Genomic DNA, 25203 nt, shown 5'->3' on the forward strand with positions numbered 1-25203 from the left:
TCGCGAACGCTGTTGTCTCAATCGAGGAGGCGTATTCTACTGATCCCTGAACCGGTGTCAACGCCCTGAGGTAAAAAAGTTTCAAAATGATGAAAACAGCGTGAAAACGAACACAGGCGCCCAAGGGGCGCCTCTCTATCTATCTAATGCGTATAACTCAATGGTACAAAGCTTCCCCACAGAATAGCTGTCGCCGCCAGCAACCCGACCAGTACACAGAGCCCTACCGTTAATATTGAACTGGAAAAGAAGAAGGCCCTGTCTTCAGGGATTTGCATGATCTCAGGTACCCCCGTATAGAGCAGGTAAATGGTATACGTCAGCGCAACCAGACCTACTATCACATTGAACCACAGCATCGGATACAGACCGGCCAGGCCGGAAAGAAACAGGGGCGTTGCCGTAAAGGTCGTCAACACCAGGCACTCCTCATAGGACACCTTGCCCCCGTAGGTTTTCTCCATCCAATGAATCGACCAGGCAATGAACCCCACGGCCAACCACATGGCGACATAAAAGGCGACCGCCGCCGGCAAGGCACTGCTTACACTGAGTTTGACAAAATCAGCCCCGCCAATACTCCAGCCGACCTGTGTCGTACCAATAAACAGGGCAACCGCCGGAATGGCCGCCAGGATACTGATTTGAGCCAGAAACACATGAACGGCCGAGTAGTGCTCGTTGCGGATTGAGCGCCACTCCTGTTTGGGATGGTAGAACACCCCCATCATATGCTGCAGGAACATAGGTCTATCCTCCTCGCCGCCCGTACGGATAGCCGGACAGCCTTTTTTATTGTTGATAGTGCCCGATTCCTTTCGTGTATCGTTTGATTTCCCGAGGTTTACATGAAGAGAGACCAGTAATGGTCTATCAAAAGTATGGCAAACAGCCACATGATGTACACGATGCTGTAACGAAACATTTTCATCGGCACAGCCACTGCACGTGAATCATTTAACTTCACCGCCCAGTACAGCAAACGCGCATTAATCACGATCACCCCAAACAGATACGGCCAGCCACTCATGCCGATGACAAAGGGCAGTAACGTCGCCACCAGCGTCAACAGCGTGTAGAGAAGAATCTGTATCCGCGTGTATGGCACGCCATGCGTGTTCGGCAGCATGGGAACACCGGCACGTGCGTAATCCTCGCGGCGCGCAATACAAAGCGCCCAAAAATGCGGTGGTGTCCAGGCAAAGATGATCAACATCAGCAGCAGACCCTGAGCGTCGATATTACCGGTCACCGCCGTCCAGCCCAGTAAGGGAGGGGCGGCCCCCGCCACGCCGCCGATCACTATATTCTGTGGCGTGGCCCGTTTAAGAACAGCTGTATATACCACGGCATAGCCGATCAATGATGCCAGCGTCAGCCAGGCTGTCAGGCTGTTGACAGTAATCGCCAGCAGGCCAATTCCCGCCACCCCCAGTAGCATGGCAAACAGCAAGGCATTGCGCGGACTGATACGCCCCTGCGGCAAGGGGCGCCGGACTGTCCGCGCCATACGGCAGTCAATATTGAAGTCCAGCACATGATTGATGGCTGCCGCTGACGCAGCCGCCAAGCCAACACCAAGAGAAGTCAGCAGCAGCAGAAGCAGATCCGGCGCCCGACTGGATGCCAAACAAAAACCGACCACCAGTGTCAGTAGCATTACGGCGATCACACGAAGTTTGCACAAGGCCACATAGTCACGCCAGGAAGGCTGAACTTCACGCTGCTCAGCGAGTAACAAGATAGCCATGATGGACCTCCCGAATGGCAATACGGGCCCCGGCATTCAAATGCAGAAACATCAGCAGTAATGCCACGGCACCGATGTGATGTGCGACCGCCAACCCCAGTGGCAGCAGCCAGATGACATTGGCGATACCCAAGCCTGCCTGAATCAACAGCAGGCACCAGCATCCGACCAATGCCCTGCGCAGACGGCGAACCGGCCACAACACAAATGTCGCGCCCATAGAGACCCAAAACAGCATAATCGCACCCAAGCGGTGTGTGACCTGAATCGCCGCCCGCGCCTCTGCCGGCAACAGCCCTCCTTCATAGTTGGGGCCGATACGCAGCACCGGGGTAAACCCGGCAGCAAAATCATATGCCACCGCCTGATCCCGCTGGCAGTAAAGCCAGTCACTACAGGCCCAACCGGCATAATGGGTGCTGGTCCAGCCACCCAGCGCCAGCTGCAGGAACAAGGCTGCCAACATACCTTTCACCCAGGGGTGAGGCCGTGTTTCAACCGATTCCGTCGTCAGGCGCACCAGCCGTTGACGCAAGAGCACCAGCAGCATCAGCGTTGCCAGCCCGCCCAGCAAATGTACAGTCACCACCAACGGCAACAGCTGCAACGTCACTGTCCACATACCGAATATGCCCTGCACCATTACCAACAACAGCAACCCAAATGACAGGACCCGCGGATACCCGGGGCGCTTGCGATGCCGATAACCGATTGCCGCAAGCCCCAAAATCAGCAAACCCAAGGTACCCGCCGCATAACGGTGAATCATCTCTATCCATCCTTTACGCAGATCAATCGTCGCCTCAGGGTGCTCCATGGCCAGTTCGGCATGATCACCCGGCAGGACCCAGGTGCCATAGCACCCTGGCCAGTCAGGACAGCCCAGCCCGGCATCATTGAGCCGGGTCCAGCCACCGAGCACCACAACTACCAGTGCCAGCCCGACAGCCAGCGTGACCAAACGCAGCGGCAGAACCATCACCCCAGCCTCGATGCTTTCAACAAGCGCCGCATATCCCCCAGCAACGCCCTGCTTTCCCAACCCGGTGGATACTTCATAACCAGGTTGCCCAACGGATCAACCACCCAAACGCCGGGGGCCAAAGCATCCGTCAACACCGCATCCACACGCACCCGATTCGATTCGCGTCCAAGCGCATCATGTACCCGCTTCAGCTGCTCCAACCGGGTAAGGCATTGGCCTAAGCAACGGTCCTCATGCACCAACAACAGGGACCAGTGCCCGGTATATTTCTCCGGCTCTCCTCCCCACGCCTGCAAGGTGCGCACCGGCGTCACCAATTCGCCCTGATTGACGCCTTGTGCAGGCACGCCAATACCACTGGACCAGGCCAGCACGGCCAGCAACACAGGCACCAGCCCCATACCCCAGATCAGCCAGAACATCCTCTGGTTGCCACTCATCGGCTTGCCTCCTGTCGTTCCTTCCGTTCAACCCACATCAGCCAGAGCGCCAATGCCAACGCCAGCCCGAACCATTGCACGGCATAACCGAGGTGACGCTCAGGTTCAATGCCGGTATAGATTCTTTCTCTTGGCAGAATGACCTCGCTGACGGCCGTCTTCAGGTGCAGCACCAGGTGCTCTACCGGCACCGCCAAGGCGGCATGGATCTGCTTCATATCCAGCGACTGAATACGTCGGGGCCAGCCCGGTTCTACCTGACTGGCTGCCAGCGTCACCGATTCCAGCGGCCGCGATAACACCCCTTCAACTCGCACCCGGCGGCGTGACAACTCGACCACCGGAAGCTGATCCCGGCGTGGGGGTGCGGCAACCCAGCCAAGGCTGCCCAGCCACCAGCGGCCCTCGTCCACTCGGATGGGCACCACCACCTCATATCCGGCACGCCCTTGCCACGTCCGATTATCGAGCAGGAATATCTTCAGCGGCATCAGCTCAATCTCCAGCTGCACCGGCACCCAGTCATGGCGCTCAAGCCGCTGCAACGCGCCAGCCACTGTTGTCGCCGGTGCGCTATTCAATTGCTGCAACCAGACTCGCTTCTGTTCGGCTCGCTGCCATTGCCACCCGCCCAAAAACAACAACAAGGGAACGCCCAACAACCATAGCCCCAACCGGACACGTTTGAACCGACGCCTGAGATCCGCTTTACTGGAAGTATTCACCAAGGAGGTTCTCCCATGTTTCGTCTGCTGATCCTGATCCTGTTTATTGCTGTTCTGGTCGCTCTGTTCAGCAGCCTCTGGTCACTGCTCAAGCACCCATCGGGAGATGGCACGACCGCCAACCGACTGGTATGGCGGGTTGTTCTCAGCGCCCTGCTGATTCTGGCACTGATCTACGGTTTCAATACCGGTTTGCTGCACTCCCATGCGCCCTGGTAGGAATCAGAGGACATACACAAACAGAAACAACCCGATCCAGACCACATCCACAAAGTGCCAGTACCAAGCCACGGCCTCGAAACCGAAGTGCTGTCGCGAATCGAAATGCCCCACAACAACCCGGCCGAGGATAATCATCAGCATCAGAGTGCCCAGAGTGACGTGCAATCCGTGAAAGCCCGTCAGAATAAAGAAGGTCGCGCCGTAAACGCCGGCATGCAGCGTCAAGCCAAGCTCGTGATAAGCCTCGACATACTCGTAGACCTGGAAACCGAGAAACACCACCCCCAGAACAATGGTCAGGAACATCCAGCGCCGCACCTGCATGCGCTCATCCTTCAGCAGCGCCTTGTGCGCCAGCGTCAGGGTGAAACTTGAGGTCACCAGCAGGCAGGTGTTGAGCAGCGGAATCTGCCAGGGACTGATCACCGCCTCAGGACCGGGAAAACGCTCGGCATCAGGAGGATTAAGCAGTGGCCACTGGGCCGTGAAGTCGGGCCAGAGCATCTGACTGACGCCTTTCTCCCCCTCCCCGCCCAGCCAGGGCACGGCCAACACCCGCACATAGAAGAGCGCGCCGAAAAAGGCGGCGAAGAACATCACCTCCGAGAAGATGAACCAGCTCATGCCCCAGCGAAAGGAGCGATCCATCTGCGCCGAGTACAGACCGCCCCGGCTTTCGTGGATCACATTACCGAACCAGCCCACCAGGATCAGGCCCATCATCAGTGCCCCTGCCAGCAGTAACACCAGCCCCAGACCACCACCCCGATCGACTTTCAGTGCGTTCAAAAGAGTCCCGGCACCGAAGGCCAGCAGAAAAAGCGCGGTCGAAGCCAGGATCGGCCAGCGACTCTGCTCGGGTACATAGTAGGTTGAGCTGCTCATAGCGATTGCTCCTTCTCGGACGACTCCGCCACTGACACCTCGGGCGAGATATCAAACAGGGTGTAGGACAGCGTCAGCGAGCGGATATGCTCGGGAAGTTTCTTGTCGATAACGAACAGCAGCGGCATCTGCACCGATTCGCCGGCGAGCAATGTCTGCTGCTCAAAGCAGAAGCAGTTGACCTTGTGCAGATATTCCGCCGCCTCGGCCGGTGCAACGGACGGGATGGCCTGAGCGACCATGCGCCGCCCGGTAGGATTGGTCGCGTGGAAAGCGGTCTGCTTCATTTCACCCGGATGGGTTTCGATCAAACCGTCGACCGGACCGAACTCCCAGGGCATGCCTTCATTGTGGACCGCCAGCAGTCGCACCCTGACCTGCCGTGACAGGTCCGGCCCCTCCACCGCCACCGGCCCGGTATTGGTAATCTTGCCGTTGAGACCGGTCACCTCACAAAAGACATCGTAGAGCGGCACCAGCGCGAAGCCGAAACCGAACATCAGCACACAACTGAACACCAGCCGCCGGACCAGACGACGATTGTCGGCCTGGACGTTCATCGCTGTGACTCCGGCAATTTGGGTGGCGTGGCAAAGGTGTGATAGGGCGCCGGTGAAGGCACCTCCCACTCCAGCCCTTCGGCCCCCTCCCAGGAACGGGCCGCCGCCTTTTCTCCACCGCGTACACAGGCGATCACATTCCACAGGAAGACCAGCTGCGACAGCCCGAAGATGAAGGCGCCGATCGAGGCCACCATGTTGAAATCGGCGAACTGCAAGGCATAGTCCGGTATCCGGCGCGGCATACCGGCAAGACCGATGAAATGCATCGGGAAGAAGGTAATGTTCACACCGATGAAGCTGAGCCAGAAATGCAGCTTGCCCATGCGTTCATCAAGCATGTGCCCGGTCCACTTGGGCAGCCAGTAGTAAGCCCCGGCCATAATGGCGAACACCGCCCCCGGCACCAGCACATAATGGAAGTGCGCCACCACGAAATAGGTATCGTGGTACTGAAAGTCCACCGGCGCGATCGCCAGCATCAACCCCGAAAAGCCGCCGATGGTAAACAGCACCACGAAGGCCAGCGCGAACAGCATCGGCGTCTCGAAAGTCATCGAACCGCGAAACATGGTCGCTACCCAGTTGAACACCTTCACCCCGGTCGGTACCGCAATCAACATGGTAGCGAACATGAAGAACAGCTCGCCGGCCAGCGGAATGCCGACGGTGAACATGTGGTGCGCCCAGACCAGAAACGACAGGATCGCGATCGACGCGGTGGCATACACCATCGATGCATAGCCGAACAGACGCTTGCGCGCGAACGTGGGAATGATCTGACTGATGATGCCGAACGCCGGCAGAATCATGATGTAGACCTCAGGATGGCCGAAAAACCAGAACACATGCTGGAACAGCACCGGGTCACCACCCCCGGCAGCATTGAAGAAGCTGGTACCGAAGTGAATATCCATCAGCATCATGGTAACCACCCCCGCCAGTACCGGCATCACCGCGATCAGCAGAAAGGCGGTAATCAGCCAGGTCCAGCAGAACAGCGGCAGCTTCATCATCGTCATGCCCGGTACACGCAGGTTCAGAATGGTGGCAATGATATTGATCGCCCCCATGATCGAGCTGATGCCCATCATGTGGATGGCAAAGATGAAATAGGTCACGCTGGGCGGCGCATAGGTGGTGGAAAGCGGCGCATAAAAGGTCCAGCCGAAATTGGGCGCTCCGCCATCCATGAACAGGGTGGAGATCATCATGGCGAAGGCAAACGGCAGGATCCAGAAGCTCCAGTTGTTCATCCTCGGCAACGCCATATCAGGCGCTCCGATCATCATCGGTACCATCCAATTGGCCAGCCCGACGAAGGCAGGCATCACCGCACCGAACACCATGATCAGGCCATGCATGGTGGTCATCTGGTTGAAGAAACCCGGCTCAACCAGCTGCAGCCCAGGCTGGAACAGCTCGGCACGAATCATCAACGCCATGCAGCCGCCGGTGAAGAACATCAACAGACTGAACCAGAGGTACAGCGTACCTATATCCTTGTGGTTGGTCGTAAACAGCCAGCGTCCTATCCCTTTTGCCGGGCCATGATGTCCATGCTCTCCAGCATGCAGGGTCGTATCCAGCGTGTTCATTGCTCTGCCTCCCCTGTTGTCGGCTCCAGCAAGCGACTGATCTGAGCCGGCGATACCGCCTCGCCCAGACTGTTGCCCCAGGCATTGCGCTCATAGGTGATCACGGCGGCCAATTCGCTGGCACTGAGTTGGTCGCGGAACGCCTGCATCGCGGTACCGCTCTTGCCGTTCAGAACGATGTCGATATGAGCGGCCACCTCGCCGGTGGCAATCGCGCTGCCCTTAAGTGCCGGAAAGGCACCGGGAACCCCTTCACCCGTGGGCAGATGACAGGCCGCGCAGGCACGCAGATAGACCTGTTCGCCCTGCTGCATCAACTCATCCAGCGTCCAGGTGCGCTCAGCAGCCGCAGTTACACGCTGCTTATCGGCCCGAGCGTCCGCCAGCCACTGCTGAAAATCGTCCCGACTGACCGCCTCAATCACGATCGGCATGAAGCCATGATCCTGACCACAGAGCTCGGCACACTGGCCACGGTAGATGCCAGGCTCATCAATGACCGTCCAGGCCTCATTGATGAACCCGGGGATGGCATCCTTCTTCACCGCCAGCGCCGGCACCCACCAGCTGTGGATAACGTCATTGGACGTCAGCAGGAAACGGATCTTGGTATCCACCGGCAGCACCAGATGGCGGTCCACCTCAAGCAGGTAATGCTCCTGCTTGTCGGCTTCGTTGCTGATCTGCTCACGGGGGGTCGACAGGTTGCTGAAGAAATCCAGATTATGATCGAGGTAGTCGTAGCGCCACTTCCATTGAAAACCGGTAATCTGAACGTCCAGCTCGGCTTCGGAAGAGTCGTACATTTTCACCAGGGTAGCGGTGGCAGGCACCGCCATGCCAACCAGAATAAGCAGCGGAATGATCGTCCAGATCACTTCAACCACCGTATTCTCGTGGAAGTTGTGGGCTTCGGCACCGCGTGATTTGCGGTGGTGGAAGATCGACCAGAACATGACACCAAACACCACCAGAGCGATGGCCACACAGATCCAGAAGATCGTCATGTGCAGATCAAATACCGAACGGCTGACATCCGTGACACCAGGTGTCAGATTGACGGTCCACTCCGCCTGTGCCGAAGCGGCGAACAGCGCCAATCCAAGTCCCGAGCCGATGGTTATTGTTGTTATCCTTACCATCATCCGGCCTCCCCGTCTTGACCTGCGGGGCGTTCACATCTGCCTGCAGGTGTTCCGGTTAACTCCGAGTATAGCAGGCTCCCTGAAAGTGCAAGCTCAGGTGCCTGGCTCAGGCCCCTGCCAGACTCAGCGCCCAGCGCACCAGTAGAATGACGGCGATAACAAACAGGGCCGCCATCAGCAACCCGGTCAGAATGTAATGCACGGGATGTCCGCCGTGAAAATCACGTTCGCGATTGCGCTCGGACTGCACCCCGAAAAAACTGGACAGCACGCTGAGCAGCGTTTGCCACAACGTCGGTTTATCAGACATGGCGATCACCTCTATTTGAGGTATAGGCGATATAAGAACGAAAGCGCCAGTCTTCGCCTGGTAGAGATACTGCCATGCCCTCACGACAGACATAAAAAAAGCAGGCCAGGCCTGCTTTTCACTATCAACTTCCGGTTATCCGCGCTGGCGAGAGCGTCGCCATACCCACAGCAAAGGGCCTGACAGACTGTAGCAGAGGAACAGGATCCACAGGGACACCGACGTACTGATCGAAATGATGCCCAAACAAAGCACAATCACGGCCAGAATCCAGAACGGAACCTTCCCCTTGAAGTCCACATCCTTGAAACTGTAGTAGAGCGTATTGCTGACCATCAAAACACCCGCCAGCGCCACAAACAGGGCCACCGGATATTCCCAGCCACTGACATCCAGTTCAAATTCGGTACACAGCCACACCAGGCCGGCCACCGTTGCCGCCGCTGCCGGGCTCGGCAGACCAATAAAATAGCGTTTGTCGACCGAACCGATCTGCGTATTGAAACGGGCCAGGCGCAGCGCACCACCGGCTGCATAAATGAACGCGGCAAAAAAACCCAGCTTGCCGATATCGCCAAGTGCCCAATTGTATGCCACCAGAGCCGGTGCAACCCCGAAAGACACCATGTCCGACAGAGAATCATACTCGGCGCCAAACGCACTCTGGGTATTGGTCATGCGTGCAACACGGCCATCCAGTCCATCCAGCAGCATGGCAACAAAGATCGCAATCGCCGCTGCTTCGAACTGGCTGTTCATCCCCGCCACGATGGCATAAAAACCTGAAAAGAGTGCCCCGGTCGTGAACAGGTTAGGTAAAAGATAAACCCCACGGCGCCGCTTTGGACTGGTACTTGAGGCTGACGGCTCCGTTCCGTTATTGGACTCTGTCACCGGCTTCTGCGGCTGATCATTCATGATGTAACCTCTGTGAAAACGCTGAACCTGCATTCTACTCGACAGAGGCCCTCAAACCCAATGTCATCAGGCCGCGGTGTCATTATCCTTGTAGGCGGATGCCAGGTTGTTGAATAAAGCCCGGCTGATTCCGGTAATCGCCATGAACTTGTCCAGTTCCTGTGCCAGCAGGGAGCTCTGGTAAGACTCCTGCATGATAATCAGACAGAAACCGGTTACGGCGTTGACGGCCTTCATCATTTTACCCATCAACTCGACATCACCGGCATACACCTGGGCCAGGATGGGAATCAGATGCTTTTTGATCAACAGAATGCCGCTGGACATGAATTCGACCGGCAGTTTGACTTGCACGTGTACCTCACCCACCTTGTGCATGCGGGCAGCAAATACTTCATCGTAGGGACCGGTAAACACGGTTTCCAGCCAGGCCAGGTGGGTTGCCTTCAATGCTTCCAGGCGACCTTCCAGAAAGGGCGCCGCTGCAGGGATCTGCTGCAGCTCCTGGTAGAAATGCTCAGTCACATTTACCAGATGCGGCTTCAACTGATCGCCTTCTGCAATCAACAGTTGTTCGTCTTCTGCATCAAACCCTGAGCATGACTTGCCATGCTCACAGAGAGCCGCGAAGTTGATCTGACTCATACGAGTACGTTCCTTGAAATGAAAAATGAAATGAAACCGTAACGCGCAGCGGTTACAAAGCCCGCCATTCTCTCATGGTTATTCCAAATTTCAAGGAAACTAGACCATAGTCTGCTGACATCAGCGACCAATCAGAACCCACAGGCAGCGCCCGACTGCACCGGTCAATCGGCCGAAACGCCGGTCTTTTCCCGATAGGCGGCAGCCAGGTTGGCATACAACGCCTCACTGATGCCGGTTACATCCATGAAGCGGTCCAGTTCGTGCTCGCGATAGGACACCTGCATGATGATCAGACAGTAGGTGGTTACCGCATTCACCGCCTTCATTAACCGGCCCAACTGCTCCAGATCACCCGCACAGGCGCAGGACAGCACAGGTATCAAATGCTTGCCGATCAAGCCAATACCACTGGCCATGAAACGTTCAGGCAGACGTACCTGTACATGCACCACCCCTACCTGATGCATGTATGCGGCAAATTCCTCATCATAGGGACCGGTGAAAATGCGCTCCAGCCAACGCCGATGCGTGGCTTTCAAAGCCTCCAAACGTCCTTCCAGAAAGGGCCGCGCCTCTTCGATACCCACCAGTTCCGCATAGAACGCATCCGTGACCGGGTCCAACTCACTCACCAGCAGGGCGTGCGCCTGCGCCAGCACCCGCTCATCCTCGGCATCAAAGCCGGAAAACTGCTTCGCCTGCCGATTCAACTGAGAAAAATCGATTTGTCGCATTAATATTATCGTCCTTAAACACTATTTTCCTGGATACAGGGGGCATGATTCCTTCACGCACCAGCCGCCACCTGATCGCTGCATTTGACGGCATTATAATACACTTTAATTAGCCGTACGCCCCCTTGCGATGACGCAAGAGGGGCAGGTGAGGATGTGCAGGCGGGAGATGTTCGGGTAACACACGCGGATCAGGCGACACGCCTTTGCGCACTTCGGTAGGCTGCAGCCAAGTTGTTGTACAGTGCCCGACTGATACCGGTCACTTCCATGAAACGCTCCAGTTCATGGCCACGATAGGACTCCAGCATAATCAGCAGACAGAAGCTGGTTGCCGCATTCAAGGCCTTCAGCAACGGGCCTATTTTCTCCGGCTGATCATGATAGAGCCGGGGCAACAGAGGAATCAGGTGCTTGTTGATCAACCCGATGCCGCTGGTCATAAACTTCTCCGGCAGTTTCACCTGCACATGCACCACGCCAACACGGTGCATGTATGCAGCGAATTCGGCGTCATAGGGGCCCTCCAGCAGCTTTTGCAACCAAGCGGTATGGGTCTTTTTCAAGGTTTCCACACGCCCTTCCAAAAACGGGGCCGCTTCGGGAATGGCCTGTAGCTCGGTATAGAACGCATCCGTAATAGTATCCAGGCAGGCACCGAGCCGGACCGCTTCCTGTGCCAGAATGGCGGCATCTTCAGGCTCGAATCCGGAGTAGGCTTTTGCCTGTTCACACAAGGCTGAAAAATCTGTTGTCGTCATCATGAACGCATCCTTGACTGATGATAGCGGGTGCTGCATCCGGTCACTGCAAAAGTCCATGCTCTCACTATCATCGTATTATTTTTATTAGTCCGTTCATTGATAGCACGGAGGCGCTGGAGCGCAAGCAGCCCGAATCCAGTTCACGACCTGGATCAAATAAAGATGATCTCGGCATCATACTTTCGGGTGACACCCTCGGCGGGTGAACCCCTGTAATCAACAGGCTCCGGCACAAGGCCTATAACCATGCAGGGATCATGGTTATGACTGATGACAAAATGATGACCCGACAAGAAACAGCGACAGTACGGCAGAGACCCTTGATACAGATCAGGGTGATGGCATGGGCGGTAGCACGGGCGTGCTGTGGCAGGCAGAAAGGCGGCGGTGGCTGACGTCAAACGAAAACCGCCGGGCACAGGGCCCGGCGGTCATGAACCGAATCACTGGAGCGATCAGTTCTTTTCCTTGTCAACCAGCTTGTTGGCAGCAATCCACGGCATCATCGCACGCAGTTTCTCACCGGTCTGCTCGATCGGGTGAGCGGCGTTGTTACGACGACGCGCAGTCATGGACGGGTAGTTGGTCTGACCTTCAGCGATGAACATCTTGGCGTATTCACCATCCTGAATGCGTTTCAGCGCGTTGCGCATCGCTTCACGAGACTGCTCGTTGATCACCTCAGGGCCGGTTACGTACTCACCGTACTCAGCGTTGTTGGAGATGGAGTAGTTCATGTTGGCAATGCCGCCTTCGTACATCAGGTCGACGATCAGTTTCAGCTCGTGCAGACATTCGAAGTATGCCATTTCCGGCGCATAGCCCGCTTCGGTCAGGGTTTCGAAGCCCATTTTAACCAGTTCAACGGCGCCGCCGCACAGAACAGCCTGCTCACCGAACAGGTCGGTTTCAGTCTCGTCCTTGAACGTGGTTTCGATGATACCTGAACGGCCACCGCCAACACCCATGGCGTAGGACAGAGCAACATTCTTGGCATTGCCGGAAACGTCACGGAAGATCGCGATCAGGTCGGGGATACCGCCGCCTTTTACGAACTCGGAACGTACAGTGTGGCCCGGCGCTTTCGGAGCAACCATGATCACGTCCAGATCGGCACGCGGCTCAACCTGGTTGTAATGAATGGAGAAACCGTGAGCGAACGCCAGAGTAGCACCCTGCTTGATGTTCGGCTCAATCTCGGCCTTGTACAGCTGGCCCTGGAACTCGTCCGGCGTCAGGATCATGACCAGGTCTGCTGCTGCAACCGCGTCCGCTACGTCAGCCACTTTCAGACCGTGCGCTTCAGCTTTGGCACGGGAAGAAGAACCGGCACGCAGACCAACCGTTACGTCTACACCGGAGTCTTTCAGGTTGCACGCATGTGCGTGGCCCTGAGAACCGTAACCGATGATGGAAACTTTCTTGCCCTGGATGATGGAAAGATCACAGTCTTTATCGTAGTAAACCTGCATGGTTCTGATCCTTTAACGTAAAAAAGGGTTCGTGTGCGTTTAACCGCAACGACTATAACAATGTCCGTTACATTAAGGGATCCCATCCGTTGCGTAAAATGATATATTTGAAACATCATATTTCATAAAACGAAACACAATGGATACCCGATCCCTGCGTCTGTTTCTGAACCTGGCCGAAACCCTGCACTTTGGCCGCAGCAGCGAAGCCTGCCACGTCAGCCCCTCGACACTGAGTCGTGCCATCAAGCAACTGGAGGATTCACTGGGGGTCACCCTTTTTCTGCGTGACAACCGCAGTGTACAGCTCACGCCTGAAGGCACACGCTTCGCTCAATATGCCCGCGAAACCCTGCAGCAATGGGAGCAGATCCGCAATTCTCTGCTCGAAGGTGCCCGCGAGCTGCGCGGTGAAATCAGTGTGTATTGTTCGGTTACTGCCAGTTACAGCTTTCTCTACTCGCTGTTGAACCGATTCAGACAGCGCTACCCCCAGGTCGAAATCAAGCTGCACACCGGTGACCCCGAACATGCCGTCGCCCGCGTCCAAAGCGGACGCGAGGAGATATCCATCGCCGCCCGCCCTGCCCAACTCCCTGCCGGTATCGCCTTCCGTCCACTGGCACGTACGCCACTGCTGTTCATCGCCTCGGCCGAGCCGCCAGCCGGTCAGGGTGACTGGCGTCGGCAACCGATGATCCTGCCGGAGAGCGGCACCTCGCGCGAGCGTATCAACCAGTGGTTCGCCAGTCAGAAGATCCAGCCCGATATCTACGCACAGGTCACCGGTAACGAAGCGATCGTAAGCATGGTAAGCCTGGGATTCGGCATCGGTGTCGTTCCACAAATTGTCCTTGAGAACAGTACCCTGTCGGACCGCATCAGGGTGCTGCCGGTCGAGCCCGCGCTGGAGCCCTATGATATCGGTCTATTTGCTCAGGAGCGCAAGCTGCGCTCTCCGATTGTCCAGGCATTCTGGTCTCTGCTGGACTCACCGCCGGACACGGCCTGAACATCATACGCGTTCCAGCCGGATGCCGGCCTCCGCAGCCTGGCACGCACAACCGCTCTGCCATGTTGCCGAATTATTAAAAATGTCCAACAAGGGCAAAAAAGGCTTTTTTTTGCCCGCTTTTTGCTCCATATTCTCGCCTTGAATTGTGCCCGCTGCGTTCGCAGCCACATCACTCCCGAACCTATCCTTTTCCCTGTCTTTCACAGCGTTGCCGGAGATACGAGGCGATGAAAAAAATATTCAATGGATTCAAATACCTGCTATCCACTCTGGTCCTGACCAGCAGCACCGCTCAGGCTGCCGAACAACTGCATATCTACAACTGGTCCGACTATATTGCCGCAGACACCATCAAGCAGTTCGAGCAGAAGACCGGCATTGACGTGGTCTATGATGTCTACGATGCCAATGAGGTGATGGAAGCCAAGCTGCTGGCCGGACGCAGCGGCTATGACCTGATTTTTCCAACCGCCCGTCCCTTTGCGGAGCGCCACATCAAGGCCGGACTTTACCTGCCGCTGGACAAGCAGCAGCTGCAGGGGCTGGACAACCTGGACCCCGCCATCATGTCGTCACTGGCCGAAATCGACGCGGACAACGCACACCTGATCCCCTACATGTGGGGTTCCAGCGGCATCGGTTACAACGTCAAGAAAGTCCGTGAAATTCTCGGCGACGACATGCCGCTGGACAGCTGGCGTCTGCTGTTCGACCCCGAAATTGTTGCGCGCCTGGCCAGCTGTGGCGTCACCCTGATGGATGACCCCACCGAAGTGCTGGTCGCCGCCAACATCTATCGCGGTGCTGAAACCGATGACTTCAGCAAGGCCTCCATCAAGGCCGCCAGCGAAGTGGTTACCGGTGTGCGCTCGCACATCCGCTACTTCCACAGCTCTCAATACATCAATGATCTGGCCAACGGCGATATCTGCGTCGCCCATGGCTACTCCGGAGATGTGCTGCAGGCACGCGATCGCGCGGCTGAAGCCGGCAACGGTGTTGAAATTGCCTATGTCGTCCCGGCTCAGGGAGCCCTGATGTGGACCGATGTCATGGCGATCCCGGCCGACGCTCCCAACCCGACCGCCGCGCATGCCTTCATCAACTACCTGCTGCAGCCGGAAGTCATTGCACCCATCACCGATTATGTTGCCTACGCCAATGCCAACCTGGCGGCAACCGAACAAGTAGCAGCCGATATCCGCGAAAATGCGGGCATCTACCCGCCGGCCGCGACCCGGGCCAAGCTGAAAATCACGCCGACACCGTCAGAGCGTCAGATTCGCGACCTGAACCGCAGCTGGACCCGCGTCAAGACGGGCCACTGAATACCTGTCTGATTTTTTAACCCGCACCGCCCCTGCCTTGACAGGGGTCTCTTTTTAAAGGGAGACATCCAACGACAATGACCAATGTGCGCCAGTTCAAACCCGAAGAGCCCTGGCAGGCTCCCGAAGGTGAGCCGATCGTTCGTATCGACAACGTCACCAAACGCTTCGGAGCCTTTTATGCCGTGGACGACATCAGCCTGAACATTCATCAGGGCGAGTTTTTCTCACTGCTGGGCTCATCCGGCTGTGGCAAGACAACACTGCTGAGGATGCTGGCCGGATTTGAAACCCCCACCAGCGGCCACATCTATATCGATGGCCAGGACGTGACCAACATTCCGGCCTACGAACGCCCGGTCAATATGATGTTTCAGTCCTATGCCCTGTTCCCGCACATGAACGTGGCCGACAACATCGCCTTCGGCCTCAAGCAGGAAGGCATGCCGCGCGCCGAACGCGAAGCACGCGTTGCGGAAATGCTGGCGCTGGTACAGATCGAGCCCCTGGCCAAACGCAAGCCGCATCAGTTGTCCGGTGGCCAGCGCCAGCGTGTCGCCCTGGCCCGCGCTCTGGCCAAACACCCCAAGATTCTGCTGCTGGACGAACCTCTGGGCGCACTGGACAAAAAGCTGCGCGAGCAGACCCAATTCGAACTGGTCAATATTCAGGAACGTCTGGGCATCACCTTTATCGTCGTCACCCACGATCAGGAAGAAGCGATGACCATGTCGTCCCGCATCGCCCTGATGCACGAAGGCCGCATCGAGCAGGTCGACCCACCGCGCCGGCTGTATGAATTTCCCTCCACCCGCTATGCGGCAGGCTTCATCGGGTCGGTCAACCTGTTCGACGGCTACGTGATCCAGCAGGATGATGACCAGGTCCTGATTCAGTGCGATGAGGCCGATAGCCAACTGCTGGTGCGCCACAGTCAGCCATTGATCCCGGGCATGGAAGTCACGGTCGCTCTGCGCCCGGAAAAAATCCGTGTTCTGAACCGGCTGGAAGAGGAGGCCCCCAACCAGTTGCGCGGACAGATCAAGGAGATCGCCTACCTGGGCGACGTATCCATTTACCATGTCGAACTGCCCGGCGGCAAACGCGTACAGTTCACCCAATCCAATATTCAGGCATTGGCCGAGCAGCCGCTGACCTGGGATGAGGAAATTCTGCTGGGCTGGTCCGCCAACAGCTGCGGAGTGCTGACCGAATGAAGCTGTCGTCACACCTGCCACCGGCCCGCAACCTGATCATCGCCGTACCCTGGTTCTGGCTGGCGCTGTTTTTCCTGTTGCCGTTTCTGTTCGTGCTCAAGATCAGCCTGTCCGAACCCGTACTGGCTCAACCGCCCTACATGGACCTGATCCGCGAAATCGAAGACGGTTTTGTCACCATCGTGGTCAACTTCAGCAACTACCAGATGTTGCTGGAAGACTCGCTCTATCTGAGCGCCCTGCTGGGCTCGCTCAAGATCGCCACGTTGTCGACTCTTTTTTGCCTGTTGATCGGCTACCCCATGGCCTACGCCATCGCCCGCTCGCCCGCACACTGGCGACTGCCATTACTGATGTTGATCATTCTGCCGTTCTGGACCTCTTTCCTGATCCGTATCTACGCCTGGATCGGTATTCTCAAGGGCAACGGTCTGCTCAACAACCTGCTGATGGGCCTGGGACTGATCGACAGCCCGCTGGAGATCATGCATACCCCCATCGCCGTGTACATCGGCGTGGTCTACAACTATCTGCCGTTTGTAGTGCTGCCGCTGTACGCCACCCTGATCCGGCTTGATTTGACGCTGCTCGAAGCGGCAGCTGACCTGGGGTGCCGCCCCTGGAAGCAGTTTTTGCTGATCACCCTGCCCCTGTCGATGCCCGGCGTGCTGGCCGGCGCCATGCTGGTGTTCATTCCCGTCATGGGCGAATTCGTGATCCCGGATCTGCTGGGTGGCCCCAATACCCTGATGCTCGGCAAACTGATGTGGACCGAATTTTTCAGCAACAAGGACTGGCCGCTGGCCTCATCGCTGGCAGCCCTGTTACTGCTGGCGCTGATCATCCCCTTTGTCCTGCTGCGCCATTTTGAGCGCCGTGCAGAGGAGGCCGCCACATGAACCGCCGCCTGCCACTGCTGATTACGATCCTGCTGTTCGGATATGCCTTCCTGTATATCCCGATCGTCAGCCTGATCGTCTATTCGTTCAACGAAAGCCGTCTGGTCACGGTTTGGAGCGGATTCAGTACCAAATGGTATGCCGAGCTGCTGCAAAACGGCCCCTTGCTCAGTGCCGCCTGGCTCAGTATTCGTATTGCCGCTCTGACCGCGACCCTGTCGGTGGTGCTCGGCACCCTGGCGGCTCTGGCCCTGGTACGCTTCCGCCGTTTTCGAGGCCGTGGTTCACTGGAAGTCATGGTCACGGCTCCGCTGGTCATGCCCGAAGTGATCATCGGCCTGTCATTGCTGCTACTGTTTGTCGCCATGGAAAACGTCATCGGCTGGCCCGCCGGCCGAGGCATGACCACTATCGTCATCGCCCACACGACCTTTGCCATGGCCTATGTCGCGGTGGTGGTCCAGAGTCGACTGGCGCACATGGACCTGTCGCTGGAAGAAGCTGCACTGGATCTGGGTGCTCGTCCCATCAAGGTTTTTTTCACCATTACCCTGCCACTGATCGCCCCCTCACTGGCCGCCGGCTGGCTACTGGCCTTTACGCTCTCGCTGGACGACCTGGTCGTAGCCAGTTTCGTCTCTGGCCCGGGTGCCACCACGCTGCCAATGGTGGTCTATTCCAGCGTACGCCTGGGTGTCAGCCCGGAAATCAACGCCCTGGCCACCATCATTGTGGGGCTGGTCGCGATGGCCGTGCTGATTGCCGGCTATATCCTCTGGCGACAGGAAAAGCATGGCCGCTCGGACAACCTCTGAACGCGATGCAAAAAAAACCGCTGGCCGTTGTTACACGACCAGCGGTTTTTTTACGGCTGAGAATGACGGTCTTAGAGACTCAGTACTTTCTCGCCGCGCGCAATGCCACACACACCCGAGCGTACTACTTCCATAATGGACGCACTGCCCAGCGCACTGATGAAGGCATCCAGCTTATCGGACGCACCCACCAGCTGCACCGTATAAGTGGTCGCTGTCACATCGATGATCTGACCACGGAAGATATCGCAGGTACGCTTGATCTCCGCACGCATCTGGCCACTGGCCTTCAGCTTGATCATCATCACTTCACGTTCGACATGCTCGCCTTCGGACAGATCAACCACCTTCACCACATCGATCAGCTTATTCAGCTGCTTGGTGATCTGCTCCACCACTCGATCGTTACCGATGGTGGTCACCGTCAGACGAGACAGGGTGGCATCTTCGGTCGGCGCAACCGTCAGCGACTCGATGTTGAAGTTACGCTGGGAAAACAGACCCACTACACGCGACAGTGCGCCCGGTTCGTTCTCCATCAGAACTGAGATAATATGGCGCATGTTCAGGTCCTCTCTGTCTTGCTCAACCACATGTCACGCATGGCACCACGCGGCACCTGCATCGGATAAACGTGCTCGAACGGATCGACCGCGATATCCATGAAGACCAGGCGATCCTTCAAGGCGAAGGCTTCGCGCATGGCTCCTTCCAGATCAGAGTATTTCTCGACCTTCATCCCCACATGGCCATAGGCCTCGACCAGCTTGACGAAGTCAGGCAGCGACTTCATGTAGGACTGGGAGTGACGCGACTCGTAGTTCATGTCCTGCCACTGACGAACCATGCCCAGCGACTGGTTGTTCAGACAGAGAATCTTCACCGGCAGGTCGTACTGTTTGCAGGTGGAGAGTTCCTGAATGTTCATCTGGATGCTGCCCTCGCCGGTGACACAGGCCACGTCGGCATCCGGGAAGTTCATCTTCACGCCCATGGCTGCCGGAAAACCGAAGCCCATGGTGCCCAGACCACCGGAGTTGATCCAGCGGTTCGGCTTGTTGAACTTGTAGTACTGCGCCGCGAACATCTGGTGCTGGCCCACGTCCGAGGTCACAAAGGCATCGCCGTTGGTGACCTTGCTCAGCATCTCGATTACCTGCTGAGGTTTCATCAGATCGGAATCGTCGGTGCGGAAACGGCCACCGTGGCGCTGACGCCATTCGTCGATCTGCTGCCACCAGGACTGTATGGCTGCGGTATCCGGCTGTTTCTTGCTGCCTTTCACCAGCTGAATCATCTCTTCCAATACGACCTTGGCCGGGCCCACGATCGGAATATCCGCCTGGACGGTCTTGGAGATGGAGGCCGGATCAATATCGATATGAATGATCTTGGCCGTCGGACAGAACTTGTCGGTGGCGTTGGTCACGCGGTCATCAAAACGCGCACCAACCGCCAGAATCAGGTCGGCATGATGCATCGCCATGTTGGCTTCGTAGCTACCATGCATGCCCAGCATGCCGATGAACTGACGATCCGTACCCGGGAAGCCGCCCAGCCCCATCAGGGTGTTGGTCACCGGGAAATTCAGCATGCGCGACAGTTCGGTCAGCTCATCGCTGGCACCACCCAGAATCACGCCACCGCCGGTATAGATCACCGGACGCTTGGCGGTCAGCAGCAGATCGGTCGCCTTCTTGATCTGACCGCTGTGGCCACGCGTGATCGGCGTATACGAACGCATTTTGACCTGCTTGGGATATTCGTACGGATAACGCTCGGTCGGCGTCGTCATATCCTTGGGCACGTCAATCACAACCGGACCCGGACGTCCGCTTTCGGCAATATGGAACGCCTTGCGCACGATGGCCGGGATGTCTTCCGGGCGCTGTACGCTGAAGTTGTGCTTCACCACCGGGCGGGAAATGCCCAGCATGTCGGTTTCCTGGAAGGCATCTTCACCAATCAGGTGACTCATGACCTGACCGGTAATCACGACCATCGGAATGGAGTCCGTGAATGCGGTGGCAATACCGGTGACCGCATTGGTTGCACCCGGACCGGATGTCACCAGCGCGACGCCGGCCTTGCCGGTTGCACGCGCATAAGCATCCGCCATGTGAGTTGCCGCCTGCTCATGGCGCACCAGAACGTGTTGCACATCTTCCTGCTGGAACAGGGCATCGTATACGTGTAGCAACGAACCGCCCGGATAGCCATAGATGTATTTGACGCCCTCATCTCTGAGCGCGCGCACCACCATTTCTGCGCCTGAAAGTAATTCCACTGTTGTACCCTCTACTCAGCACCGGCACCCTGCCGGTGAACTAACAGTTTCAGCGTTTCTGCAACGATGAACACGGCCGCACGCAGCATGATGTTGTCGTCACTGCGTCTGCCCAACGCGGCAGTTGTTGGATGGCTCGTGTTCGGGTGCTGGTCAGGCGAGGATCTTCTTGCCCAACAGACCTGTTCTGAGACTTAAGCCGGGTAGCGCTTAAAACCACCCGCGGTCTCGGGATTTCCTACCACCGCAAGCCTATAAATAAAATAGCCAACCATTTTCGCACCTTGACAATATTCGATCAACCGCCCACCCCCGAACGAGGGCCGATTTGCCACTAAAGACATAGGCTGGGCCTGACCTGCCATTGGCGGTATAGTAGACACAACTTCAGTTTCTTTGCCGGAGAGCACAAGATGAGTATTGCCGAGATTAAAAACAAGGAGCGCGTGATCAACGAGCTTCTGCGCTTTATCCGCAAGGTGCTGGTGGAACCCGAAATCAGCGACCGGGCACTGGAAATCGCCCGCAAACACTTCGACGAAAAAAATGCCGAACTGATGATCGCCGAGGAACTGTCTTCCACCACCAACGTCAAGATTCCTCTGGAACAGAGTGACGCCGACCGCCTGTTCCTGGAACTGCTGATCGACGTCGTACGCGACGAAAAAGCGCTTTACTGAGTTTATTCGGGTACCAGCCACTCCACGCGACCGGTACCGGAACCCGCACTCACCTGCAGCTGCTCCACCAGCCAGGGCGATACCTCCGCCAGCGTCTGGTCCAGCTGCCAGGGCGGGTTGATAAGCAGCATCCCGCTGCCATACATACCCCGCTCTTCTCCCGCAGGGCTCACTTCCAGCTCGCTGCACAATATATTGCGAATGCCGCTCGCTGCCAGTGCCTGCTTCATCTGCAGCCAGTGCCCTGCCGGCAACAACGGATACCAGATCGCAAAACAGCCATTGGACCAGCGCTGGTACGCCTTTTCGATGAACCGCACCAACTGGCGGTATTCATCCTTGACCTCGAACGAGGGATCGATCAACACCACCCCACGATTGGGTTTGGGCGGCAACAGCGCCAGCACCCCTTCATAGCCGTCACGATGATGCACCGCCACGCGGGCGTCCTGACGAAACACCGCCTTCAGCGCCTCGGCCTCGGCGGGGTGAAGCTCCATGACATGAATATTGTCGGCCTCGCGCCCCAGTCGCGCTGCCAACAACGGTGAACCGGGGTACACCGACAGGGCATCACCATTGACCGCCGCAACCTGCTCCAGATAACCCTGCACCGCCGCGGGCACCGGCTGCTGCCAAAGCCGGGCAATACCGTCACGGAACTCGCCGGTCTTCAGCGCCTGCACGCTGCTCAGCTCATACCGCGCCCGTCCGCCGTGCGTTTCCAGGTAGCTCCAGGGCTTGGACTTGCGGTTCAAGGACTGCAGCAGCAGCGTCAGAATCAAGTGTTTGTGAACATCGGCGAAGTTGCCGGCATGAAAGCCGTGCTGATAACTGAGCATAAATACTTCCAAGACAGATACCCGCACAGGGCATCATGAGTAAAACGAAATAATACCTGCAGAGATCGAGATTCAGGACTCAACGGACACTGGCGATGTATTTCGACAAATGTGCCAGCTTTTCAGGGTCGTCATCCATAAAGCTCACGCGGACATCCACATAGGCCGCATCCAGCTTCTGTTCCGTTGCCTGCACCGCCGTCACAAACCCGTTGATGCGCGCGACACTGTCACCGGACAGCTGTTCGATATCGACCACCACCTGTTCCAGTACCTGCGGAAACGCGCCCTCATTCTTGATCACCACCTTGATCTCCCGCAGATTGAGATCCTTGATCGCACACCGGAACATGTGCTGACTATTGCGCAACTGTGCCAACCCCTTGGGCCGGGCCGGACTGCGTACCGGATCGGACACCGGCTGCTTCTGCTGATCCGCCGCCAGCATCGCCGCCGCTCGCTCCTGCTGCTCGGGGCTGAGCTGCTGACGCTTGCTCAGGGCCTTAACCATTTTCTGTACCAGCTGCTCACGGGTAAACGGCTTGCCCAGGTAATCGTTCACCCCCGCCTGAATCGCCTTGAGCACATATTCACGCTCGCCCCGGCTGGTCACCATCAGAAATGGCGTCGTTCGATAGCGCTCCTGCGAACGGGTCCACTGCAGCACCTCCAGCCCGCTCATTTCCGGCATTTCCCAGTCACAGAGAATCAGGTCAAACGTCTGCTTCTGCATCGCCTGACGCGCCTGCAGACCATTTTCCACAGACTGCACATTGAAGTCAGGGAAGGCCTCCTGCACCATGGCGGTTACACGTTCGCGGATAAAACGGGCATCATCCACTACCAATATATTCAGTTTGCTCATCGAACCCTGTTCATTCATCACAGCTGCCTGGAAACCACACTGTCCCACAAAGCGCCTTCGGACTAAAGCCCCGAACCTGCTCCGTCGTCATTTAACGACTCGACCATCATGATGCAGCACCGGCCTGCGCCAACAAGCGCAGCGCCTTGTACAGATTGGACTTGCCGCTGCCGTTGGGCCCGGTAATCACCGTCACCTGCCCCAACGGAATCGTCAACTTCAAAATGGAGCGATAATTTTCAATGGAAAGTGCTTTCAACATAAACGTCCGACCCTGACTCGATAGACCCATTTCCCTTATGTCACCTTACCACCCCGAATGATCAGCCGGATATTCAACTTCACGGGTTTCGGCTACACTCCAAAGCCAAGGCTTCGGTATCACATCAGGGCGAACGGCATGGTGCGCAGGGGCACACGGACCCATACCCGCTTCATCTCCCCTTCATCCACAGTGCTTACAGTGATACCGGCGCTGGTACAGCGTTTTGTCCGTGCACCACCTAACTTTCTACCGTAACAAGGGAACACACCATGGCTTACGTGACAATTGACGGTAACAAGTACGAAAAAGAACTGCTCGAACTGGCCAAAGCCCACACCACCGGGCGCGGCGAAGGCAAAATTTCAAAGGATGAAGCCGCCGACCTGCTGAAATCGGCCAACGATGGCCAAGGCGTGACCGGCACCGAACTGGATACCCTGAAATACATCCGGGCCACGTTCGACTTTACCGATGCTGCCGCCACCTACTTTGATGCCGAGCTGGACAAACTCTAACCCACACGCGCCCGGTCAGAGGCACTGTGCTTCTGGCCGGCTCACTACACCGATACCACCGGAGTGCAATCCACTCACGGGACACGAGGACACACAATGAGCCTGATCAACATGGCGGCACAACTGTTTATCAGCAAACTGGGCAGCAACGGTAACCAGCTGGATCTGGGCAGTGTTGCCACAGCCCTGCAGAACCTGCTGCCAACTCAGAATGGCGAACTGGACCTGGGCGCCCTGATTGCGCAATTCACCAACGGCAACGAAGGCCTCGCCAATCTGGCTTCCTCCTGGCTGGGCGGAGGCGACAACGCCGCGCTCTCACCCTCGGCCCTGCTGGAGATACTCGGCAGCGACCGTATTGCAACCTTTGCCAATAGCCTGGGATTGGGCCAGGACACCGCCACCGGCGGTCTGGCTCAGATGCTGCCGGAACTGATCGATAACAACAGCGAAGGCGGCGACCTGCTGGGCAACGCTGTTGGCGGCCTGGCCAAGGGCCTGCTCGGCAAACTTTTCTAACCGGCGGGATTCGAGCAACCGTCAACTCAACGGACGAGGACACACCATGTCAGCCCAGGATGACGAACATTCATTTGAAAACCTAAGCGACCTGCTGGGGCCGGACGAAAACCTGACCTCGGCACGGCCCGACCTGTTCGAGACCGTTGCACCCACCTCCAGCTACGTCCCCACCAAAAAAGCGGGCCTCGGTTTTGACAGCCGCGCGACTCAGCCTTCGGGCTCGCTGGTCCTGCTGGACACGGAACACGAAGGCCCCTGCCTGAGGCAAATCCGTGAATATGCACTGGACGCCCACGCAGGGCAGCAACGACGCTACACCACCGAACCCTACTGGAAACACCTGTCCGAAGTGGCCGGGCTGGTCGCCACTTCAAGCTACGGCAGCCCCCGCGCGCTCGCCCTGGCCTGGCTGCACGACATCGTTGAAGACACCTCAGTCACCCTGCGTGATATCGAACGCCTCTTCGGCGCTCCCATCGCCGACGGCGTACGCTGCCTGACCGGCTCTGCCAACCCGACCATTGGCAGAGAAGAACGCAAACGGCGCGACCGCCAACGCCTGGCCGCCGGAGATGCCGAAGTGCATACCGTCAAACTGGCCGATATCGCCTCCAACCTGGCCTCCATCGGCCGCTTCGATCCCGAATTTGCCCTGGGTGGCTACCTGGAAGAAAAACGCCTGGAAGTCGGCGTCCTCACTCAGGGTGACGCCAGCCTGAAAAAACTGGTGCGAACCCTGTGGGCAGACGCCCGACGCATGGCGGAAGAATCCTGACATCCAACGCCATGAACCGGTA

The 25203-nt window shown here is 57.4% G+C and carries 29 protein-coding genes and 1 pseudogene; 10 read left to right on the forward strand and 20 right to left on the reverse strand.

Annotation, left to right across the window (positions count from 1 at the left end):
* Positions 1-143 precede the first annotated feature (143 nt).
* The 5 genes from H1S06_RS01650 to H1S06_RS01670 all read right to left on the reverse strand — a co-directional run bounded on the left by H1S06_RS01650 (position 144) and on the right by H1S06_RS01670 (position 3900).
* Positions 144-746, reverse strand: coding sequence for a Yip1 family protein (locus H1S06_RS01650; protein ID WP_181736560.1), 603 nt, complete (start codon positions 744-746; stop codon positions 144-146).
* Between the two features lie 98 nt (positions 747-844).
* Entirely contained in the window at positions 845-1750 is a 906-nt protein-coding gene (cyoE, locus tag H1S06_RS01655; protein ID WP_181736562.1) for a heme o synthase, read from the reverse strand.
* Complete coding sequence (locus H1S06_RS01660) at positions 1728-2729, reverse strand: COX15/CtaA family protein (RefSeq protein ID WP_181736731.1); 1002 nt, start codon at positions 2727-2729, stop codon at positions 1728-1730. Before H1S06_RS01660 ends, cyoE begins: the two co-directional genes overlap by 23 nt.
* On the reverse strand, positions 2729-3175 hold the full coding sequence (locus H1S06_RS01665; RefSeq protein ID WP_181736564.1) for a hypothetical protein: 447 nt from the start codon (positions 3173-3175) through the stop codon (positions 2729-2731). The genes H1S06_RS01660 and H1S06_RS01665 overlap by 1 nt, the downstream gene beginning before the upstream one ends.
* Entirely contained in the window at positions 3172-3900 is a 729-nt protein-coding gene (locus H1S06_RS01670; RefSeq protein WP_181736566.1) for an SURF1 family protein, read from the reverse strand. Before H1S06_RS01670 ends, H1S06_RS01665 begins: the two co-directional genes overlap by 4 nt.
* A gap of 15 nt (positions 3901-3915) precedes the next feature.
* On the opposite strand from H1S06_RS01670, the gene H1S06_RS01675 reads away from it, so the two are divergent.
* Positions 3916-4119 carry a DUF2909 family protein gene (locus tag H1S06_RS01675; protein ID WP_181736569.1) on the forward strand — a complete coding sequence of 68 codons (204 nt, stop codon included), beginning with the start codon at positions 3916-3918 and terminating at the stop codon, positions 4117-4119.
* 3 nt (positions 4120-4122) lie between these two features.
* Here H1S06_RS01675 and H1S06_RS01680 read toward each other — a convergent pair whose 3' ends face one another.
* From H1S06_RS01680 to ilvC, 10 genes are all read right to left on the reverse strand, one after another.
* Positions 4123-5007, reverse strand: coding sequence for a cytochrome c oxidase subunit 3 (locus H1S06_RS01680; protein WP_181736571.1), 885 nt, complete (start codon positions 5005-5007; stop codon positions 4123-4125).
* On the reverse strand, positions 5004-5567 hold the full coding sequence (locus tag H1S06_RS01685; RefSeq protein WP_181736573.1) for a cytochrome c oxidase assembly protein: 564 nt from the start codon (positions 5565-5567) through the stop codon (positions 5004-5006). Before H1S06_RS01685 ends, H1S06_RS01680 begins: the two co-directional genes overlap by 4 nt.
* The gene (gene ctaD / locus H1S06_RS01690) at positions 5564-7165 is read right to left on the reverse strand and encodes a cytochrome c oxidase subunit I (protein ID WP_181736574.1); all 1602 of its coding nucleotides are present in this window, start codon (positions 7163-7165) and stop codon (positions 5564-5566) included. Before ctaD ends, H1S06_RS01685 begins: the two co-directional genes overlap by 4 nt.
* Positions 7162-8310, reverse strand: coding sequence for a cytochrome c oxidase subunit II (gene coxB / locus H1S06_RS01695; RefSeq protein WP_220183722.1), 1149 nt, complete (start codon positions 8308-8310; stop codon positions 7162-7164). The genes ctaD and coxB overlap by 4 nt, the downstream gene beginning before the upstream one ends.
* Before the next feature lie 106 nt (positions 8311-8416).
* Positions 8417-8620, reverse strand: a complete 204-nt coding sequence (locus H1S06_RS01700) for a DUF2970 domain-containing protein (protein ID WP_181736577.1) — start codon at positions 8618-8620, stop codon at positions 8417-8419.
* Between the two features lie 135 nt (positions 8621-8755).
* A complete protein-coding gene (pssA, locus tag H1S06_RS01705) occupies positions 8756-9538 on the reverse strand; it encodes a CDP-diacylglycerol--serine O-phosphatidyltransferase (protein ID WP_181736578.1) in 783 nt (260 codons plus the stop codon).
* Positions 9539-9604: 66 nt separating this feature from the next.
* Positions 9605-10183: a protoglobin domain-containing protein gene (locus H1S06_RS01710; protein ID WP_181736580.1), complete on the reverse strand. Its 579-nt coding sequence runs from the start codon at positions 10181-10183 to the stop codon at positions 9605-9607.
* A gap of 164 nt (positions 10184-10347) precedes the next feature.
* Positions 10348-10920, reverse strand: a complete 573-nt coding sequence (locus H1S06_RS01715) for a protoglobin domain-containing protein (RefSeq protein ID WP_181736583.1) — start codon at positions 10918-10920, stop codon at positions 10348-10350.
* A gap of 191 nt (positions 10921-11111) precedes the next feature.
* Positions 11112-11684 carry a protoglobin domain-containing protein gene (locus H1S06_RS01720; RefSeq protein ID WP_255482867.1) on the reverse strand — a complete coding sequence of 191 codons (573 nt, stop codon included), beginning with the start codon at positions 11682-11684 and terminating at the stop codon, positions 11112-11114.
* A 455-nt stretch (positions 11685-12139) separates the two neighbouring features.
* A complete protein-coding gene (ilvC, locus tag H1S06_RS01725; RefSeq protein ID WP_181736585.1) occupies positions 12140-13156 on the reverse strand; it encodes a ketol-acid reductoisomerase in 1017 nt (338 codons plus the stop codon).
* A 139-nt stretch (positions 13157-13295) separates the two neighbouring features.
* Between ilvC and ilvY the strand changes: the two genes are divergently transcribed.
* From ilvY to H1S06_RS01750, 5 genes are all read left to right on the forward strand, one after another.
* Positions 13296-14168, forward strand: coding sequence for an HTH-type transcriptional activator IlvY (ilvY, locus tag H1S06_RS01730; RefSeq protein ID WP_181736587.1), 873 nt, complete (start codon positions 13296-13298; stop codon positions 14166-14168).
* A gap of 230 nt (positions 14169-14398) precedes the next feature.
* Positions 14399-15499: a polyamine ABC transporter substrate-binding protein gene (locus tag H1S06_RS01735; protein WP_181736589.1), complete on the forward strand. Its 1101-nt coding sequence runs from the start codon at positions 14399-14401 to the stop codon at positions 15497-15499.
* Positions 15500-15576: 77 nt separating this feature from the next.
* Entirely contained in the window at positions 15577-16716 is a 1140-nt protein-coding gene (locus H1S06_RS01740; RefSeq protein ID WP_181736591.1) for an ABC transporter ATP-binding protein, read from the forward strand.
* The gene (locus H1S06_RS01745; protein WP_181736593.1) at positions 16713-17615 is read left to right on the forward strand and encodes an ABC transporter permease subunit; all 903 of its coding nucleotides are present in this window, start codon (positions 16713-16715) and stop codon (positions 17613-17615) included. The genes H1S06_RS01740 and H1S06_RS01745 overlap by 4 nt, the downstream gene beginning before the upstream one ends.
* On the forward strand, positions 17612-18430 hold the full coding sequence (locus tag H1S06_RS01750; RefSeq protein ID WP_181736595.1) for an ABC transporter permease subunit: 819 nt from the start codon (positions 17612-17614) through the stop codon (positions 18428-18430). The genes H1S06_RS01745 and H1S06_RS01750 overlap by 4 nt, the downstream gene beginning before the upstream one ends.
* A gap of 71 nt (positions 18431-18501) precedes the next feature.
* On the opposite strand, the gene ilvN is transcribed toward H1S06_RS01750, so the two are convergent.
* Entirely contained in the window at positions 18502-18993 is a 492-nt protein-coding gene (ilvN, locus tag H1S06_RS01755) for an acetolactate synthase small subunit (protein ID WP_181736597.1), read from the reverse strand.
* A 2-nt stretch (positions 18994-18995) separates the two neighbouring features.
* A complete protein-coding gene (locus H1S06_RS01760; RefSeq protein ID WP_181736599.1) occupies positions 18996-20717 on the reverse strand; it encodes an acetolactate synthase 3 large subunit in 1722 nt (573 codons plus the stop codon).
* Positions 20718-21130: 413 nt separating this feature from the next.
* Here H1S06_RS01760 and H1S06_RS01765 point away from each other — a divergent pair, with 413 nt between their 5' ends.
* Positions 21131-21397 carry a hypothetical protein gene (locus tag H1S06_RS01765; RefSeq protein ID WP_181736601.1) on the forward strand — a complete coding sequence of 89 codons (267 nt, stop codon included), beginning with the start codon at positions 21131-21133 and terminating at the stop codon, positions 21395-21397.
* A gap of 2 nt (positions 21398-21399) precedes the next feature.
* Here the strand turns inward: H1S06_RS01765 and H1S06_RS01770 are convergent, their stop codons facing one another.
* The 3 genes and pseudogenes from H1S06_RS01770 to H1S06_RS01780 all read right to left on the reverse strand — a co-directional run.
* Positions 21400-22239 (reverse strand): 23S rRNA (adenine(2030)-N(6))-methyltransferase RlmJ, encoded by an 840-nt coding sequence (locus tag H1S06_RS01770; RefSeq protein WP_181736603.1) that lies wholly within the window; start codon positions 22237-22239, stop codon positions 21400-21402.
* A 79-nt stretch (positions 22240-22318) separates the two neighbouring features.
* A complete protein-coding gene (locus tag H1S06_RS01775; RefSeq protein ID WP_181736605.1) occupies positions 22319-23104 on the reverse strand; it encodes a response regulator in 786 nt (261 codons plus the stop codon).
* Between the two features lie 124 nt (positions 23105-23228).
* Positions 23229-23366 (reverse strand): annotated as a pseudogene (locus tag H1S06_RS01780) (AAA family ATPase); the annotation flags it as partial.
* Between the two features lie 272 nt (positions 23367-23638).
* Between H1S06_RS01780 and H1S06_RS01785 the strand changes: the two are divergent.
* The 3 genes from H1S06_RS01785 to H1S06_RS01795 all read left to right on the forward strand — a co-directional run bounded on the left by H1S06_RS01785 (position 23639) and on the right by H1S06_RS01795 (position 25181).
* The gene (locus tag H1S06_RS01785; protein WP_181736607.1) at positions 23639-23884 is read left to right on the forward strand and encodes a hypothetical protein; all 246 of its coding nucleotides are present in this window, start codon (positions 23639-23641) and stop codon (positions 23882-23884) included.
* A 63-nt stretch (positions 23885-23947) separates the two neighbouring features.
* Positions 23948-24403, forward strand: a complete 456-nt coding sequence (locus tag H1S06_RS01790) for a YidB family protein (RefSeq protein WP_328515296.1) — start codon at positions 23948-23950, stop codon at positions 24401-24403.
* A 46-nt stretch (positions 24404-24449) separates the two neighbouring features.
* Positions 24450-25181: an HD domain-containing protein gene (locus H1S06_RS01795; RefSeq protein WP_181736611.1), complete on the forward strand. Its 732-nt coding sequence runs from the start codon at positions 24450-24452 to the stop codon at positions 25179-25181.
* The last annotated feature ends 22 nt before the right edge of the window (positions 25182-25203 follow it).

Source organism: Marinobacterium marinum, assembly GCF_013868415.1.
Lineage (GTDB): Bacteria > Pseudomonadota > Gammaproteobacteria > Pseudomonadales > Balneatricaceae > Marinobacterium > Marinobacterium marinum.

What these genes read in the sequence shown, in the direction of transcription:
- H1S06_RS01650 (WP_181736560.1), bottom strand. Translation starts at nt 746, where the DNA reads ATGTTCCTGCAGCATATGATGGGGGTGTTCTACCATCCCAAACAGGAG.
- cyoE (WP_181736562.1), bottom strand. Translation starts at nt 1,750, where the DNA reads ATGGCTATCTTGTTACTCGCTGAGCAGCGTGAAGTTCAGCCTTCCTGG.
- H1S06_RS01660 (WP_181736731.1), bottom strand. Translation starts at nt 2,729, where the DNA reads ATGGTTCTGCCGCTGCGTTTGGTCACGCTGGCTGTCGGGCTGGCACTG.
- H1S06_RS01665 (WP_181736564.1), bottom strand. Translation starts at nt 3,175, where the DNA reads ATGAGTGGCAACCAGAGGATGTTCTGGCTGATCTGGGGTATGGGGCTG.
- H1S06_RS01675 (WP_181736569.1), top strand. Translation starts at nt 3,916, where the DNA reads ATGTTTCGTCTGCTGATCCTGATCCTGTTTATTGCTGTTCTGGTCGCT.
- H1S06_RS01680 (WP_181736571.1), bottom strand. Translation starts at nt 5,007, where the DNA reads ATGAGCAGCTCAACCTACTATGTACCCGAGCAGAGTCGCTGGCCGATC.
- H1S06_RS01685 (WP_181736573.1), bottom strand. Translation starts at nt 5,567, where the DNA reads ATGAACGTCCAGGCCGACAATCGTCGTCTGGTCCGGCGGCTGGTGTTC.
- ctaD (WP_181736574.1), bottom strand. Translation starts at nt 7,165, where the DNA reads ATGAACACGCTGGATACGACCCTGCATGCTGGAGAGCATGGACATCAT.
- coxB (WP_220183722.1), bottom strand. Translation starts at nt 8,310, where the DNA reads ATGATGGTAAGGATAACAACAATAACCATCGGCTCGGGACTTGGATTG.
- H1S06_RS01700 (WP_181736577.1), bottom strand. Translation starts at nt 8,620, where the DNA reads ATGTCTGATAAACCGACGTTGTGGCAAACGCTGCTCAGCGTGCTGTCC.
- pssA (WP_181736578.1), bottom strand. Translation starts at nt 9,538, where the DNA reads ATGAATGATCAGCCGCAGAAGCCGGTGACAGAGTCCAATAACGGAACG.
- H1S06_RS01710 (WP_181736580.1), bottom strand. Translation starts at nt 10,183, where the DNA reads ATGAGTCAGATCAACTTCGCGGCTCTCTGTGAGCATGGCAAGTCATGC.
- H1S06_RS01715 (WP_181736583.1), bottom strand. Translation starts at nt 10,920, where the DNA reads ATGCGACAAATCGATTTTTCTCAGTTGAATCGGCAGGCGAAGCAGTTT.
- H1S06_RS01720 (WP_255482867.1), bottom strand. Translation starts at nt 11,684, where the DNA reads ATGATGACGACAACAGATTTTTCAGCCTTGTGTGAACAGGCAAAAGCC.
- ilvC (WP_181736585.1), bottom strand. Translation starts at nt 13,156, where the DNA reads ATGCAGGTTTACTACGATAAAGACTGTGATCTTTCCATCATCCAGGGC.
- ilvY (WP_181736587.1), top strand. Translation starts at nt 13,296, where the DNA reads ATGGATACCCGATCCCTGCGTCTGTTTCTGAACCTGGCCGAAACCCTG.
- H1S06_RS01735 (WP_181736589.1), top strand. Translation starts at nt 14,399, where the DNA reads ATGAAAAAAATATTCAATGGATTCAAATACCTGCTATCCACTCTGGTC.
- H1S06_RS01740 (WP_181736591.1), top strand. Translation starts at nt 15,577, where the DNA reads ATGACCAATGTGCGCCAGTTCAAACCCGAAGAGCCCTGGCAGGCTCCC.
- H1S06_RS01745 (WP_181736593.1), top strand. Translation starts at nt 16,713, where the DNA reads ATGAAGCTGTCGTCACACCTGCCACCGGCCCGCAACCTGATCATCGCC.
- H1S06_RS01750 (WP_181736595.1), top strand. Translation starts at nt 17,612, where the DNA reads ATGAACCGCCGCCTGCCACTGCTGATTACGATCCTGCTGTTCGGATAT.
- ilvN (WP_181736597.1), bottom strand. Translation starts at nt 18,993, where the DNA reads ATGCGCCATATTATCTCAGTTCTGATGGAGAACGAACCGGGCGCACTG.
- H1S06_RS01765 (WP_181736601.1), top strand. Translation starts at nt 21,131, where the DNA reads ATGAGTATTGCCGAGATTAAAAACAAGGAGCGCGTGATCAACGAGCTT.
- H1S06_RS01770 (WP_181736603.1), bottom strand. Translation starts at nt 22,239, where the DNA reads ATGCTCAGTTATCAGCACGGCTTTCATGCCGGCAACTTCGCCGATGTT.
- H1S06_RS01775 (WP_181736605.1), bottom strand. Translation starts at nt 23,104, where the DNA reads ATGAGCAAACTGAATATATTGGTAGTGGATGATGCCCGTTTTATCCGC.
- H1S06_RS01785 (WP_181736607.1), top strand. Translation starts at nt 23,639, where the DNA reads ATGGCTTACGTGACAATTGACGGTAACAAGTACGAAAAAGAACTGCTC.
- H1S06_RS01795 (WP_181736611.1), top strand. Translation starts at nt 24,450, where the DNA reads ATGTCAGCCCAGGATGACGAACATTCATTTGAAAACCTAAGCGACCTG.